Origin of the sequence: Microbacterium sp. USHLN186, assembly GCF_037145155.1 — a bacterium.
GTDB lineage: Bacteria > Actinomycetota > Actinomycetes > Actinomycetales > Microbacteriaceae > Microbacterium.
The window spans coordinates 88970-104098 of the sequence record NZ_JBBCYA010000001.1; the positions used below are offsets into that span (position 1 = coordinate 88970).

The 15129-nt window shown below is 67.8% G+C and carries 14 protein-coding genes; 5 read left to right on the forward strand and 9 right to left on the reverse strand.

Annotated elements, in window-relative coordinates; translation table 11 throughout:
• Positions 1-6: 6 nt before the first annotated feature.
• Positions 7-870 carry a MurR/RpiR family transcriptional regulator gene (locus WFG93_RS00440; RefSeq protein ID WP_336644344.1) on the forward strand — a complete coding sequence of 288 codons (864 nt, stop codon included), beginning with the start codon at positions 7-9 and terminating at the stop codon, positions 868-870.
• Between the two features lie 3 nt (positions 871-873).
• Here the strand turns inward: WFG93_RS00440 and WFG93_RS00445 are convergent, their stop codons facing one another.
• From WFG93_RS00445 to WFG93_RS00465, 5 genes are read right to left on the reverse strand one after another with little or no spacing between them, the layout of a single operon-like run.
• Positions 874-2208 (reverse strand): aspartate aminotransferase family protein, encoded by a 1335-nt coding sequence (locus WFG93_RS00445; RefSeq protein WP_336644345.1) that lies wholly within the window; start codon positions 2206-2208, stop codon positions 874-876.
• Entirely contained in the window at positions 2208-3446 is a 1239-nt protein-coding gene (locus WFG93_RS00450; RefSeq protein WP_336644346.1) for a M20 metallopeptidase family protein, read from the reverse strand. Before WFG93_RS00450 ends, WFG93_RS00445 begins: the two co-directional genes overlap by 1 nt.
• Positions 3443-4618 (reverse strand): amidohydrolase family protein, encoded by a 1176-nt coding sequence (locus WFG93_RS00455; RefSeq protein WP_336644347.1) that lies wholly within the window; start codon positions 4616-4618, stop codon positions 3443-3445. Before WFG93_RS00455 ends, WFG93_RS00450 begins: the two co-directional genes overlap by 4 nt.
• Entirely contained in the window at positions 4608-5990 is a 1383-nt protein-coding gene (locus WFG93_RS00460) for a glutamine synthetase family protein (RefSeq protein WP_336644348.1), read from the reverse strand. Before WFG93_RS00460 ends, WFG93_RS00455 begins: the two co-directional genes overlap by 11 nt.
• 1 nt (position 5991) lies before the next feature.
• Positions 5992-7497: an APC family permease gene (locus WFG93_RS00465; protein WP_336644349.1), complete on the reverse strand. Its 1506-nt coding sequence runs from the start codon at positions 7495-7497 to the stop codon at positions 5992-5994.
• Positions 7498-7649: 152 nt separating this feature from the next.
• Here WFG93_RS00465 and WFG93_RS00470 point away from each other — a divergent pair, with 152 nt between their 5' ends.
• Positions 7650-9095, forward strand: coding sequence for a dicarboxylate/amino acid:cation symporter (locus WFG93_RS00470; RefSeq protein WP_336644350.1), 1446 nt, complete (start codon positions 7650-7652; stop codon positions 9093-9095).
• 78 nt (positions 9096-9173) lie between these two features.
• Here WFG93_RS00470 and WFG93_RS00475 read toward each other — a convergent pair whose 3' ends face one another.
• Positions 9174-9464, reverse strand: a complete 291-nt coding sequence (locus WFG93_RS00475) for a MerR family transcriptional regulator (RefSeq protein WP_336644351.1) — start codon at positions 9462-9464, stop codon at positions 9174-9176.
• 141 nt (positions 9465-9605) lie between these two features.
• On the opposite strand from WFG93_RS00475, the gene WFG93_RS00480 reads away from it, so the two are divergent.
• Together WFG93_RS00480 and WFG93_RS00485 are read left to right on the forward strand one after the other, a co-directional pair.
• Positions 9606-10028, forward strand: coding sequence for an Hsp20/alpha crystallin family protein (locus tag WFG93_RS00480; RefSeq protein WP_336644352.1), 423 nt, complete (start codon positions 9606-9608; stop codon positions 10026-10028).
• A 96-nt stretch (positions 10029-10124) separates the two neighbouring features.
• On the forward strand, positions 10125-10358 hold the full coding sequence (locus WFG93_RS00485) for a DUF2795 domain-containing protein (protein WP_336644353.1): 234 nt from the start codon (positions 10125-10127) through the stop codon (positions 10356-10358).
• Between the two features lie 78 nt (positions 10359-10436).
• Here WFG93_RS00485 and WFG93_RS00490 read toward each other — a convergent pair whose 3' ends face one another.
• Together WFG93_RS00490 and WFG93_RS00495 are read right to left on the reverse strand one after the other, a co-directional pair.
• Complete coding sequence (locus WFG93_RS00490) at positions 10437-12134, reverse strand: cation:proton antiporter (RefSeq protein WP_336644354.1); 1698 nt, start codon at positions 12132-12134, stop codon at positions 10437-10439.
• Positions 12135-12156: 22 nt separating this feature from the next.
• Entirely contained in the window at positions 12157-12822 is a 666-nt protein-coding gene (locus tag WFG93_RS00495; protein WP_336644355.1) for a phosphoribosyltransferase, read from the reverse strand.
• 248 nt (positions 12823-13070) lie between these two features.
• Here WFG93_RS00495 and WFG93_RS00500 point away from each other — a divergent pair, with 248 nt between their 5' ends.
• Positions 13071-14114: an LLM class flavin-dependent oxidoreductase gene (locus tag WFG93_RS00500; RefSeq protein WP_336644356.1), complete on the forward strand. Its 1044-nt coding sequence runs from the start codon at positions 13071-13073 to the stop codon at positions 14112-14114.
• 39 nt (positions 14115-14153) lie between these two features.
• On the opposite strand, the gene pheA is transcribed toward WFG93_RS00500, so the two are convergent.
• The gene (gene pheA / locus WFG93_RS00505; protein WP_336644357.1) at positions 14154-15095 is read right to left on the reverse strand and encodes a prephenate dehydratase; all 942 of its coding nucleotides are present in this window, start codon (positions 15093-15095) and stop codon (positions 14154-14156) included.
• Positions 15096-15129: the final 34 nt, after the last annotated feature.

Consider the following 15129-nt stretch of genomic DNA (forward strand, 5'->3'; position numbering starts at 1 on the left):
GGTCAGGTGTCTGAGAGCGACGAGATGGCAGCCGTCGGTCCCCTGAACGTGCAAGTGCGCGAAGCGCTGGATCGGCTGAGTTCGGGCGAGCGGAAGGTTGGCCGTGCAATCCTCGCGAACTATCCGATCGCCGGCCTGGGAACCGTCGCCGAGCTCGCCGAACGTGCGGGTGTCAGCCCGCCGACCGTGGTCCGATTCGTGAGCAGGCTCGGATTCAGTGGCTACCCCGCGTTCCAGAAGCAGCTCGTTCGAGAGGTGCACGAGCGTCTCGGCTCGCCTCTCGAACAGTACGGACGCGACGATCTCCTTCCGGCCGACGGAGACCTCGCCCGCGCTGGCCGCGTCTTCGCTGCGAGCATTGCGGCAACGATCGGTGAGTTGCCGCCCAGCGAGTTCGAGCGCACCGTCGGGATGTTGTCGGATGCACGACGAGTGCGCCTCATCGGCGGCCGATTCAGTCAGCTGCTCGCCGAGTACCTCGGTGCTCATCTGATGCTGCTCCGGGACGATGTGCAGATCATCGGCGGCGACGAGTTCACCCGACTCTCCGTGGTCGCCGACACCCGCCGCGGAGATGTGATCGTCGCCTTCGACTATCGCCGATATGACCCTCGCGTGGTGCGCCTCGCGCAGCGCGCGGCCGAGCGGGGTGCGGATCTGGTTCTTTTCACCGATCTTTGGCTCTCGCCGGTCGCCGAGCACGCCGCGACCGTGCTGCCTGCGAACGTCGAAGCTCCCTCACCATTCGATTCGCTCGTGGGCGCCCTGGCCGTTGTCGAGACGGTGATTGCCGCGGTCACAGATCGTCTCGGCGAAGCCGGCCGTCAGCGGGTCGCCGCGTTGGAGGACATGCGCCGCTCCTCGGGGTGAGGCTCACCAGCCTTGGAAGGCTGCGATCATCTCATCAGTCACTGCTCCTTCGACAGCGTCATCCACCGCGTTCGCGATGAGGCCGGCGGCCTGCTCGATCGCGGATGCGGTGATCGTCAATGGCGGCGTCAGCTCGAGCACGTTCCCACGCACCGGATATGCGACAGCGCCCAATTGCCACAAGCGGTAAGCGACCTTGGCAGTGAGGTCTGGGTCGGGGTCGAGCGATACCTGATCGCGCACCAGTTCGATGCCGAGCGACAGCCCCCGGCCCCGAACATCACCGACTCGGCGTGCCCCTCGACGATCGCCGCGAGCGTATCGCTCAAGCAGCCGTCGCAGCTGATCTCCGCGGTCTGCGGCATTGCGGATCACCTTTGTGTCGCGCAGCATTCGCAGCACAGCTCTACCGGCTGCGCACGACACCGGGTTGCCGGTCGTTGTCATCAGAGCCGAGGCGATCGGTTGATCGAGCACCGACGCAGGACCGACCGCCGCTGATAGCGGAAGCGTTCCTCCGAGAGCTTTCCCGAGGGTCACGATATCCGGCATCACGTCCTCGGCTGAGAATGCGTGCAGACGGCCTGTCCGCCCCAGACCGACCTTCACCTCGTCGACAATCAGGTATGTGCCATGCTCGTCGCAGAGCCGCCGCAATCCGCGAAGGAAGCCATGCGGCGGCACGATGACACCGCCGTCCGATTGGATCGGTTCTACGATCACTGCGGCAACGCCTTGTTGACTGAGCACTCGCTCAGCTTGCGTGAGCACGTCCACCAGAATGGTTTCTGCGTCTCCTGTGTGGGGCCGGTAAGGGTCGGGGTAAGGCAGAAAGATCACGCCTGGATCGGCTGGCACTCCGGCCGAGACATGCACGCCCGACACCCGTTGCGCGGTGCCGACGCCACCGTGATACCCATTCTCGAAGGCGACCACTCCCGAGCGGCCCGTTGCATCCCGGCATCCGCGCAGGGCCACGTCGTTCGCGTCCGTGCCCGCATGTCCCAGGTAGACCCGCCGCTCGTCTGTCGGCAGTCGACTGGGAACGACCGCGATCAGCTCTTCCGCCAGCGCGACTGCGTCGTTGTGTGTGGCGGAGAGAATCGATGCTCCAGCACCTTGCAACATCGCCTGCTGCACGGCCTGTGCGATAGCCTCATTGCCGAGGCCGAAGCCGGACGCTGTCCAGCTGGCGCTCAGATCGATCAGTTCACGCCCGGATGGTTCCAGCAGGGTGTGCCCGTGGCCCGATTGCACAGCCAGAGGGAAGAAGCGCAGCTTCTCGACCCCGGCTATGGCTGCTGCGTCGCGGTCAACCAGGTTGTCTACCGGAGCCATCACTCGTCACCCGTCTCGGCAGGCCCTCGTCGGTGTTCGATGCCGAGCGCGAGCTCCGCAGCGGCGAGGTAGCCGGCCATCAACGCTCGTGCGACGGAGGCGATGGCCTCGTCACCTGGCAGGAAGCGCGGGTGATGCAGCCCTGGCTGCGGGTTCTCTCCCGCCGTGCGCACTCCGACGAACATCATCAACGACGGTGCTGCGTTGCAGAAGTACGAGAAGTCGTCGGCTCCCAGCGAGCGCATCGCATCCGCGCCCTCAACACCCAGCCGCGCAAGCCAGTCATCTGCCCCGGCGGCGAGAACTCGATCATTGATCAGCGCGGGTTCTCCCTCGATTCGACGGACATCTGCCGCAGCACCGTACGCCGCTGCAACGCCCTGCGCCATATGCTGCACTGCGGAGAAAAGCAGGGCGCGATCATCCGGATCCGTCGTGCGCATGGTGGCGAAGATGCGCGCTTCGGCGGGGAGCACGTTGGCGGCGCCCTCGCCGGCGGCGAGGGTGCCGACGCTGATGATCGCCGGGCGCAGTGGGCTCACGGTGCGGCGCACAACCTCCGGGAGAGCAAGGGCGATCTGCGCGATCGCAGCGACAGTGTCGTTCGCCTGGTGTGGGTACGCGGCATGCCCCCCTCGACCGGTGATCCGGATCTCGAGCTCATCGGCAGCCGCGTTGATGAATCCCCCAGCTGCGGACACCGCGCCATCAGGTAAGCCCGGATGCACGTGCGCACCGATCACGTGCGCGATCTCGTATCGACCGATCACTCCGGCCTCGAGCATGTCAAGCGCGCCAGACGGGTAGGTCTCCTCTCGAGGCTGCAGCAGCGGGACCAACGCGACCGGCAGTTCGAGTTGGGCGGCCGAGCGGACCAGCGCGACAAGGGCAGCCTGGTGGATGTCGTGACCGCACGCGTGCATCGCTCCGTTGTCCGATGCGAATCCAGCACCGGTCAGTTCGGTCACAGGCAGCGCGTCCAGCTCAGCGCGAACGGCAACAGCGGGTCCGCCTCGGGGTCCGATTCGACCGACAGCCCCGCTCTCGGCGACAGTCTCGAACGGGACATAGTCGCTCAGCTCTTCGACCAACCGCGCGACGGTCGGGTGCTCGCGTCCCGATATGCACGGTGCGGCGTGCAGCTCGCGCCGCAGCGCGCGAGCCGCGTCAAGCTCGCGCTCGAGCACGGAATCCCACGCTGTTGCGAGCTCGGTCAGGCGTGTCACGGTCAGGGTCACGATGCCACCGCGTCCCGTGCCTCAGGCTTGACGGAAGTCACGGTATCGAGCCGGTACGCTCGCCAAGCGTTGCGCCACCCAATCATCTCGGTGATCCTTGCGCACTCCGACTGCGGCCAGCCGTCCCGCTGCGAGAACGTGTCGAGCGCGCGAGCGAGTCCCCGGCGAAATAGCAGAGCCCCGAGGTGATAGAGCTCGGCGGCGCCGAAAGCATCTGACGAGAACAGGATCTTGTGGAACGGCGCGAGCTCAAGCGTCTCCGCGATGATCTCATCGGACCGGGAGCCGGTGTAGTTGATCGCCAGCCCGACATCGAAGTAGACATGCGGGAAGACCTGCGCGAGGTAGCCGGCCTCCCGGTGGAAGGGGTAGCAGTGCAGGAGCATCACGCGCGCTCCGGAATCGCGAGTCAGACGCAGGAACTCGGTGAGAAGCAGAGGCGTGCACCGGTAGAGATCGACATCGGCGTCGCCGTATCCGATATGGAACTGGATCGCGCAGGCACGGTCGACTGCCGCCCACAGCAGGTTTCTGATGATGACGGGATCAGCCAAGCGTGCTGGGGCACCACTTGCGATGTCGGCCAGCCAGCTCGCGACAGCCCGATCGGTCTCCGCGGCGAGCGGACGTTCAGGGTTGAAGTCCAGCCCGATGCGGTACGCGGCGATGGACTTCACACCGACGGCCGTACTCAGCCTGTCATCAAGGAGACGGCCGTACGCTTCGCGAAAGTCCGCCGCAGCGCACCCGTCGAGCACGAGCTCCTCAGCCAGACGCTCAAGTCTCACGATCTCGAAGGCGCGAGCGTCGGCGGCATCCGCCATATCGTCCGGATCGAGGATCTCATCCCCGCGATGCCCGGTCTCGATGAAGTAGTGACTGATACCCGTCGCACGCAGCAGGCGCCGGCTCGCTTCGACGCCACCGAGTTGGCGCCGCCTGCTCAGGTAGTCATCGGGCGTCGCGAACGGTTCGAGGCCGAGCACCGGGGCGCAGTGCTGTCGGATCGCGAAGCCGACCTGTGAGTCGAAGTGGGTCGTACCCTCAGGCGCATCCCAGTCAGACTCGGTGATGAGGGTTTCGAACTCGTCCCGGTCAAGGTCTGCGGTCGTCACGCCGTGGCAGTGGTGATCGAACAGCGGGATGCTGGCGTCACTCTGGTCAGTAGACACGCGCGTACACCTCGCACTGCTCCGCAAGCGAACGCGCCTGCACTGACGCGAACTCGTCGTGCTTGATCGCCTCGTAGGTCGCAAGGAACGCCGGCGAGAACCACCCCGAGACGACTTCGTCGTCTTTGAGCACGGCCAGCGCCTCCTCGAGGTTGCGGGGCAGCTTGGGCAGGTGCGCGTGCTTGTCATCGAGATCGAGTTCGCCGACGACGATCTCGGGGGTCTCGAGCTCGTCGCGCAGACCCTGCGCGCCGGCTCGCAGGATCAGCCCGAGCAGGATCCACGGGTTGGCTCCGATGTCACCGCCGCGGAACTCGAAGTGCAGCTGCCTGCTGGGGTCGCGCCCATCGATCTCATTGGTCGGGCAGATGCGCAGAAGTGCCTCACGGTTCTGCAGCCCAAGGAACGCACGAGCCGTCGACCAGTTGTGCGGAGCCAGCCGCTGGTAGCTCGTGGCGAGTGGTGCGAAGAGCGCGGCCATCGCCGGTCCGTACTTGATGATGCCTGCGGCGAAGCTGCCGGCAAGCTTCGAGAGCCGGCCTGGACGGGACGGATCGTAGATGACCGTGTTGCCGTCCTTGTCATCGAGCCCGAAGTGCACATGCACGCCGTTCCCTGCCTCTCCTGGTGCGACGACAGGAGCGAACGATGCTTCGCGGCCGTGCGCGTCGAACAGGTCGTACACAATGTCGCGGACAAGGATCGCCCGGTCAGCGGCCGTCACCGGGTCGGCCGGAGCCACAGTGATCTCGTACTGGTGACGGCCATACTCAGGGAGCCACGTCTCAGGTTCCAAGCCCGCCCGGCTCAGTACCGTCATCAGCTTCGATCCGATCGGTTCAGCGCGGCGGAAGGCCTGTAGCGAGAACGGGTGGTGGTCACCCTTGGCCGTGCGATCGACGAACTCGTGCTCGAACGAGCAACGCGTTGTCAGGCCGAATTCCGTGCGCAGCTGTTCCACTGCGTCGCGCAGGAACGTGCGGGGGCAGCTCTCCCACGGCGTGCCGTCGGTGTTGACCAGGTCGGCGAAGACGATGCTGAGCGGCGGGCGACCTGGGATGCCGTCGAGTCGCGCGAGAGAGGCCAGATCGGGTTTCAGCCGCAGGTCGCCCGTCGACCCGTAGGGGATGTCGTCGACGATGTGCCCCAGCGATCCGATGCCCAGGTTGGCCGGCACCCACCCGAGGGAGGTGCTCTCCTCGAAGTCGGCGAGCCGCATGGAGCGCCCCTTGGTGCGGGCTGCAATGTCGGTGGTGGCGATGAAGACGAGTTCGTCCACATCGGCGGCCGGGTGTGAGGGGGCGTCGTTCATCTCTTCCATCCGCGTCTGCGTGGGGTCGGCGGCGCCGACGGAATTTGCGATCATCGTCATCTCAGTCGAGATCCTCCATGCTGAGTCGTGAACCGATGCGGTTCGCGAGCGCGGGTTTCATGAGTACGATCACCAGTCCAATGACACACCACGCACCCGCGATCCAGGGAAAGTAGGTGTACGGGGGCTGCTGGCCTGCGATCTGGATGATGTACACGTACGCGAGGAACGCCAGCCCGAGCACCGGAAGGATCGCTTCCCACTTCGGGATCAGAGAGTTGGGCTTGAACGTGTGCCGGATGACGCCGACCGAGGTCATTCCGTAGGCGACCACCATGCACAGCACGGCGACCGTCGCGAACCAGTAGTAGACGTCGACGGAAGTGGCCCCGAAGAGCCCGAAGGCTACGGCCATTGCGACCGTGAAGATCACGACGAAGACGGTGCTGTTCACCGGGACGCCTGTCTTCGCGCTGGTCCGCGCGAACGCGCTCGGCCCGAAGCCGTCACGGGCGAGGGCGAAGAGAAGGCGAGCGGATGCTGCTGTCGAGCTGAGCAGCGAGGCGAAGGCGACGAAGAACGCGAAGATGGCGATGAGAACGGCGAACCATTGACCGACATACGTCGACGCCAGTGTGGTGAGCGTAGACGAGGCTCCAGCGAAGGCAGCCGCCCCGGCCTCGTCGGTGCCGAAGCCGATCGTCTGCGCGAACATGACGAGCACGTAGATGAACCCGGCGAGCACGACAGCCAGCAGCAGCGCGATGGGCACAACGCGTTTCGGATTGCGCGTCTCCTCGCCGAGGGACGCGCCCGACTCGAACCCCGCCCAAGACAGGAAGCCGAACACTGCAGCAGTCATCACTGCGCTGATAGGGGCATCACCGGGGAGCAGAACAGACAGGTCCACGCCCGTCGATACCGGCGCGTCACCCGTGGCGACTCGAAAGATGATGACGACCGACAGAACCAGCATGGCCCCGATGCCGATGAAGCCGATGACGAGGAGGGTACGAGCAGTGATGGTCGATTCACGAACATTCAAGACCAGCACGAATACTGATACGACGAGCGGCACCAGGACCCATGCCCAGCCTGGCATGGTGACGTCGAGCTCGGCGAGCATGGCTTCGAAGAACACCGCGCAGGCACCGGCAATGCATACGGCGAAGAACAGGTAGGTGCCGAGCAGAGCGAATCCGCCGAAGAACCCTGCTCGCGGTCCCAGCGTCGCGCCAGCCAAGGCGTAGACGGAGCCGGCGTGCGTGATGTAACGAGTGAGCCTGATGAATGCGTAGGCGACCAGCATGGTGCCCACGAAGGAGACCGCGAATGTGAATGGCACAGAGGAGCCGACGAGCGCGGCCACCCCGATGCCGTTGAGCGACATCGCCATGACTGGCCCCATGAAGCCGACGGATATCGCGACGACTTCCCACAGCCTCAGCGATCTGCGAGGAGTGCGACTCCCTTCACGCGCGGCGGATGGCTGGGCCTGCGACGTCGACGTCATGAAAACCCCTTCGCCCGGCATCCGCATCGATACCGGAGTGATGAACGAAATCATGCACGATCTCGTCGTTCGAGTAAGAATGAAACAGATATTACACATCGACGGTTCACCCGTCACGCTTCGTCACATCTATTCCCGGGAATACGTCCTTCCGCTTAGCGTTTACTCCACGTGATGCGCACTCCGCGCAGACCATTGGAGATCCCGTGAGCAACTCATCCGCTACTGCGCGCGCCCAGAAGGCGCCCGACACCCGAGGCCCGGTCCGCAAGCTGCTGACCTCGTTCGGGTTCCAGATCATCGCCGCCCTCATCCTCGGCATCGCCGTCGGACTGATCGCCGTCTCGCTCGGCGCATCGGCCGACAACCCGACACCCCTGTCCGACACGCTTGACCGCATCGGCAGCTCGTACGTCACGCTGCTGCGCGCCGCCGTGGTCCCGCTGATCTTCACCGCGATCGTGGCGAGCATCTCCAACCTGCGTCGCGTGCAGAACGCCGCGCGCCTCGCCGGACAGACGCTTCTGTGGTTCGCGATCACCGCGTTCATCGCCGTGTCGATCGGCATCGTGCTGGGCCTGACCATTCAGCCGGGCGCCAAGGCCGGCGCCGGCCTCGAGAGCACCGGCGAGCCGGGCACCGTCGGCACCTGGTGGAACTTCCTGCTGGGCCTGATCCCGCAGAACTTCCTCGGCCTCACGGTGTCGACCACCCCCGGCGCCACCGACGGCAGCTACACGTCGAGTGTCGGCTTCAACATCCTGCAGGTCATCGTCGTCGCCGCGGTCGTCGGCATCGCAGCTCTCAAGGCCGGCCGCAAGGCCGAGCCGTTCCTGGTGTTCACCGAGTCGCTTCTCAAGGTGATCCAGCGCGTGCTGTGGTGGATCATCCGCATCGCCCCGCTCGGCACCTTCGGCCTCATCGGCGCCGCGGTCGTGAAGTACGGCTGGGACAAGCTGACCTCGCTCGCCTGGTTCGCCGGTGCGATCTACCTCGGTCTCGCTCTGGTCATCTTCGTGGTCTACCCGATTCTGGTGAAGACCCACGGCCTGTCGATCAAGCAGTACTTCTCGGGCGTGTGGCCCGCCGTGCAGCTCGCGTTCGTCAGCCGCTCCTCGATCGGCACCCTGCCGCTCACGCAGCGCGTCACCGAGCGCAACCTCGGCGTGCCCGCCGGCTACGCCTCCTTCGCGGTGCCGCTCGGATCCACCACGAAGATGGACGGCTGCGCCGCCATCTACCCGGCGATCTCCGCGATCTTCGTCGCGCAGTTCTTCGACATCCAGCTCAGCTTCATCCAGTACCTGCTGATCGTCATCGTCTCGGTCGTCGGCTCGGCCGCAACCGCCGGCACCACGGGTGCGATCGTGATGCTGACCCTCACCCTGTCGACGCTGGGTCTGCCGCTCGAGGGCGTCGGACTGCTGCTGGCGATCGACCCGATCCTCGACATGGGCCGCACTGCGGTGAACGTCGCCGGCCAGGCGCTGGTGCCCACGATCGTCGCCAAGCGCGAGGGCATCCTCGACGAGGAGCTCTACAACGCTCCCCGCAACGGCCTGCCGTTCGCCGAGGACATCGACGACGCGGATGCCGCGGAGTCGGATACCACCACCCCGGATGCCACGAAGGAGCCGGTCAGCTCCCGCTGACACAACCCGGGCAGCAGAGCGCCCCACCCCGATGCTGCGGGGTGGGGCGCTCTGCGTTCGCCGGGACCGGCACCGGCGTCAGCGCTCCCGGCGCTGCTCGGCGAGCTCGCGACGGAGGTCGCCGTTCTCGTCCTCCAGGTCGAGCACACGTCCGACTCCCGCGAGATTGACGCCCGCGTCGCGCAATTCGGCGACTCGACGCAGCCGGTCGATGTCGTGGTCGCTGTAGCGCCTGGTTCCCCCCTCGCTGCGGTGCGGCGCGAGCAGACCGCGCCGCTCGTACAGCCGCAGCGTCGCCTCGGGCACGGATGCCAGCTCGGCGGCGACGGCGATCCCGTACAGCGGCGTGGTGGTGTCTCGCTCAGCCATCTGGCATCCGTCCCGTTCTGCAAATCCGACTACTTGAAATCTGCGCCTCTGCGAGCTATAAATATACATCATCGGATGCAGATAACCTGCATCAGCAACCTGACAAGACGCCTCTGCGGCGCATAGTGAGAGGAGAACACCATGGCCATGACCCTCGACCCGATCAGTCAGCTCGATCGTTTCGCTGCGAGCGTGCTGGACTCCGTGCGCGCACCCCGCGTGATGCCCGTCGATCTCTACCGCGACGGCGACCGCTATGTCCTGCACGCCGACATCCCCGGCGCCGACCCCGGCTCGATCGATGTCGACCTCGACGGCTCGCAGCTGTCGATCCGCGCGCAGCGCACCGCCGGAAGCGGCGAAGGCATGCGCTGGATCGCCCGCGAGCGCGGGGCGGGCAGCTACTTCCGCCAGTTCACGCTCGGCGACGGCGTGGACCTCGAGCGGATCAGCGCCTCGTACGACAGCGGCGTGCTCTCGGTGATCATCCCGGTCAGCGAGCGCGCGAAGCCCCGCCGCATCGCGGTGGAGTCCACCGACCGGCAGGACGCCATCAGCGCCTGATCCACGGGGGCCGGGGAGAGCCGCACGGGCACTCCCCGGCCCGCCCTCCTTCTCCCCCTCGATCCCTCGATCCCCCTGCAGCAGAAGGGAGCTGACATGTCTCTCTCAGCCTCACTCGAGCGCTTCCTCGCCGACATGGAGTACCCCGCGACCGGCGACGACCTCGCGCGGGAAGCGGCACGTGAAGGCCTGGACCCCCGCGACCGGCTCCTGCTGGCGCAGCTCGGCAGCCACAGCTACAGCGCGCGCTGGCAGATCCTCACGGCGCTGCGCCGCGCAGACGCGTCTGCCGAGGCATCCCGCGGCGCACCGGCCCTCGTGGCGGTCTGAGTTCGGCCCTCCCGAACGGATGCCGGGGAGCCGGCTCGCCGCCGCGCGGCGTTTCGCGGACGCCCGGTGGGGACCGGGTCAGGAGCGCAGCGCCATGCGCGTGTCGAGCGCCAGCTCCTCGGCATCCATCGCCGCGATCAGCTCGTGCATGACCTCCTCGCTGAGCGTTCCCGCCCGGCGCTCCTCGAGCAGCAGTCGGCGCCGCACCGACAGCCACCCCTTCGCCAACTCCGCGAACTGCTCGGCAGTGGGGCGCTCCTGCTCGGTCGCATCGGCCTGCTCGGCTTCGGACTGCATCTTCATCAGCCGCTGCGCGTACGCGTCGAAGGCCGCCAGGCTCTGCTGGCCCTGCGTCTTCGCCCACGTGCGTCGCATCTCGCGCAGATACGCCTTCCCCGCATCACGGCTGCGCTCGCGCACGGCCGCGATCTCGCGCTCGTCCTCCTGCCGCTCGGTGTCGTCGACGAGGCCGAGCCGGCGGATGAGCCAGGGCAGAGTCAGCCCCTGCAGCAGCAGGGTGCCGACCGTGACGACGAAGGCGACCACGACGATCGCGTGCGCCGCCTGCGGCCGGAGCGCAGCGAGATCGGCCGCGGCGAGCGCGGTCGCCAGCGTCACCACTCCCCGCATGCCCGCCCACGAGATCACCGCGTTGTCGCGCCACGACAGCCGCGTCTCCACCAGACGACGGCGCAACTCATCCTCTGAGACCGGATGCCGGCGGCGCCGCCCCGGCGCGACAGGAAGGCTCTGCGCGGCGGCCGAGATGCGCTGCCACTTGCGCAGTCGCAGGCCCGTCCACCATTGTCCCCACGCGCCGGCCGGGTAGACGAACAGCGGACGCACCACGAGCACTCCCAGCAGCACCACCGCCGCCAGCAGCACGATCGTGCCGGCTTCGCCGTCCTTCAGCTCGCCGAGCACGCGCGGCAGCTGCAGGCCGATGTAGGCGAACACGAACGACTCGAGCAGGAAGTCGGCCGACAGCCACAGCGGCGTCTCCTGCTGACGGGTCGCATAGCTGGTCTTGGGGGCGTTGAAGCCGACGAACAGCCCCATCGCGACCACGGCGAGGACCCCCGAGCCCAGCAGCTGCTCGGCGATGGCGTAGACGCCGAACGGTGCCAGCAGACCGAAGGTGCCGTTGACCACCGGATCGTCCACCCGCATGCGCAGCTGGTGCAGTGCCACCCCGAACACGAGTCCCACGATGACGCCGACGGCCACCGCGAGCAGGAACTGCCCGATCCCGCCCCACACGGTCACCGTCGCTCCGGCGACGATCGCCGCGAACACCCGGAACAAGGTCAGCGAGGTCGCGTCGTTGATCAGGCTCTCGCCGGACAGCACGGTCATCACGCGTCGGGGCAACCCGAGGCGGCGCCCGACGGCAGCCGCCGAGACGGCATCCGGGGGCGCGACGATGGCACCCAGCAGCAGCGCACCCGGCAGTGTGAGCGCCGGCATCACCCACCAGGCGAGCAGGCCGACCACCAGGGCCGTCACGACCACGAGACCCACCCCGAGCCGGCGGATCTGCGGCATCGCCCGACGGAAGCTCACGAACGATACGTCCAGCGCCGCCGAGTACAGCAGCGGCGGCAGCACGAGGTTGAGCAGCACGTGTCCGTCGAGGGTGACGTCAGGGATGAAGGGGAGGAAGGATGCCGCCAGCGCGACCATCGTGACCAGCAGCGGAGCGGGCCAGCCTCTGCCTCGAGCGACGGCCGCCACGGCGACGGCCCCGACGACGACGAAGAAGAAGTTGGCGTCCATCACGAAAGCGTAACGCCGACGGTCACGGCATCAGGCGCTCCACTTCGCCATCCGAGGTCTGGTGGAAGTCGAGGTAGTGCATGCCCACCGCCATGAAGTCCGCCGGCGTGTGCAGGCACACCACCTCGTCCACCTCATCGCGCAGCACGTCGATCACATCCGCGGGGGCGACGGGCGCCGCGACGACGATGCGGCGGGCGTGCCGGGCTCGGGCGATCGCACAGGCGGCGCGCATGGAGGCGCCGGTCGCGATGCCGTCGTCGATGATCAGTGCGGTGCGTCCGGCCAGCGACACCGGCGGGCGGCCCCCGCGGAACCTTGATGCCCTGCGGGCGACCTCGTCGCGCTCGCGCTGCTCGGCCGCCTCGCGCTCGCGGCGGGGGACGCCGGAGGCGGCGATCACGGAGTCGTTGCGCACCACGGCATCCTCCTCGCCGACCGCGGCCATCGCGAGCTCCGGATGCCACGGCACGCCGACCTTGCGGACGATGAGCACATCCAGCGGTGCGTGCAGCGCACGAGCCACCTCGGCGGCCACCGGTACGCCCCCGCGCGGCAGCCCCAGCACGACGAGATCGGGTGCTGCGAGGTCGGCATCCGCCGGTGTTTCGCCCTGGGCGGCGAAGTGCTCCTGCAGTCGCTGGGCGAGACGCCGCCCGGCATCCGTGCGATCGGTGAAGTGGCGCATGCCACCGGCCTACGCCGGCGCACGCGGGCCCGTCAAGTCCTGACTTGGTCGCCCCGCACGAGCAGCATCGAGAGGGGTCAAAAAATGCCGCATGACGCCACCCACACTCGACATTTCTTGACCCCCCAGCGCGCGCCCGCCCACGTGAGGGGTCAAGAAATGCCGCATGACGCCACCCACATGCGACGTTTTTTGACCCCTCAGCGCCGCCTGGAATGCCGACGCGCTCTCGGCTGTTGACGATGTGGATGACTGCTCTCGCCCTCTCCGTCCTCGATCTCGTCCCCGTCCGCACCGGCCAGACCACCGCGCAGGCCGTCGCGTCGTCCATGGCACTCGCGCAGCGCGCCGACGAACTCGGACTCGTGCGCTACTGGTTCGCCGAGCACCACAACATGCCGTCGGTGGCATCCACCGCCCCGCCGGTGCTGATCGCCGCCGCGGCGTCGCGCACGCAGCGCATCCGGGTGGGATCCGGCGGGGTGATGCTGCCCAACCACGCGCCGCTGATCGTCGCCGAGCAGTTCGCCGCGCTCGAGGCGATCGCACCCGGACGCATCGACCTCGGCATCGGCCGCGCGCCCGGCAGCGACCCGGTCATCACACAGCTGCTGCGCCAGTCCGGCACGGCCGGGGACGTCGAGCGCTTCCCCTCGCACGTGCAGGACATCGGCCTCATGCTGCAGCCCGATGGTGCGACGGTGCAGTTCACCACTGGCGGCGAGTACACCGTGAAGGCGACGCCGGTGGCATCCGGCGCACCCCAGATCTGGCTGCTCGGATCCAGCGACTACTCCGCGCAGCTCGCCGCCGCGCACGGCCTGCCGTACGTCTTCGCGAACCACTTCGCCGGCACCGGACTCGAGCGTGCGCTCGACCTCTACCGTTCGACCTTCCGTCCGTCCGCGACGCTCGACGCGCCGCGCACCTTCCTCACCGCGAACGTCGTCGCCGCGCCCACTGCCGACGAGGCCGAGGCGCGCGCCCTGCCGCAGCTGCGGGCGATGGCCCGGCTGCGCGGCAACAAGCCCATGCGCGTGCTGGAGACGGTCGAAGAAGCCCAGCGCGGTCTCGCCGAACATCCGGATGCCATGGAGCAGACCCTCATCGACGCGATGCGCCAGCGCTGGTTCATCGGTGACGCCGAAGGGGTGCGGGCGTCGCTCGCGGAGTTCGCCAGCCGGCATGGCGTGGACGAGATCATGATCTCCCCCGTCGCGGGTGCGCACGAGGGCGAGGCGCTGGACGCCGCCGGCGGGCGCGCGCAGACGCTCGAGCTGCTCGCGGCCTGAGCCGCCCCGAGGCGGCGGAGCAGACGGCGCCGGCCTCGGTCAGGCGCCGGGCTCGCCGTGCAGCAGCGCACGCAGCCAGTCGCGCGCCTCGACGAAGACCCCGTCGGCGTAGCGCTCGGGATAGTGCACGATCTTGCGGTCGGCGCGCGGGTACGAACCCAGGAAGACCACGCGCGGGCTGAAGCGGCGGATGCCCAGCAGCGCGTCGGCCATCCGCTCGTCATAGGCGTGCCCGTCAGCGTCCACCACGAAGCGATAGCGTCCCAGGGCGTCCCCCACCGGCCGCGACTGCAGCAGCGACAGGTTGATGCCGCGCGTGGAGAACTGCTCGAGCATGTCCAGCAGTGCGCCCGGCCGGTCGTCGGGAAGCTCGACGATGAGCGAGGTCTTGTCCGCCCCGGTCGGCTCGCCCGGGGCGACGGGCTTGGAGACGAGCACGAAGCGGGTCACGGCGTTCTCGTTGTCGCCGATCTGCTCCGCCAGCACCTCGACGTCATGGTGCTGCACGATCCCCGGGGCGGCGATCGCGGCCTGGGCGGGCGATGTCCCGTCGAGCACGCCGAGGATGGACGCCACATTGCTCGCCGCCGGCACATGGGCGTGCTTCGGCAGGTGCGCGCCCAGCCAGCTGTGGCATTGCGCGTACGCGACCGGATGCGCGGAGATGACATCCACGTCCGCCAACCGGACCCCGGGCTTGCCGACGAGCACGAAGTTCACCTTCACGAGGTACTCGCCCACGATGCGCAGCCCGGGCAGCGTCGCCAGAGCGTCGAGCGTGGTCGACACCCCGCCCTCGACGGAGTTCTCGATCGCGATCATCGCCGCGTGGCTGCGACCCTCGAGCACGTCCGCGAGCGCTTCGCCTACGTTGTGCACGGGCTTCCAGACCTGGCCGCGCGCCTCTGGCACCTGATCGAGCGCTGCTTCGGTGAAGGTGCCCGCGGGGCCCAGATAGCTGTAGGTGCGGCGTTCGGTCACCTCGTCAGCCTAGTGCCGCCCCTCGCACAGCCAG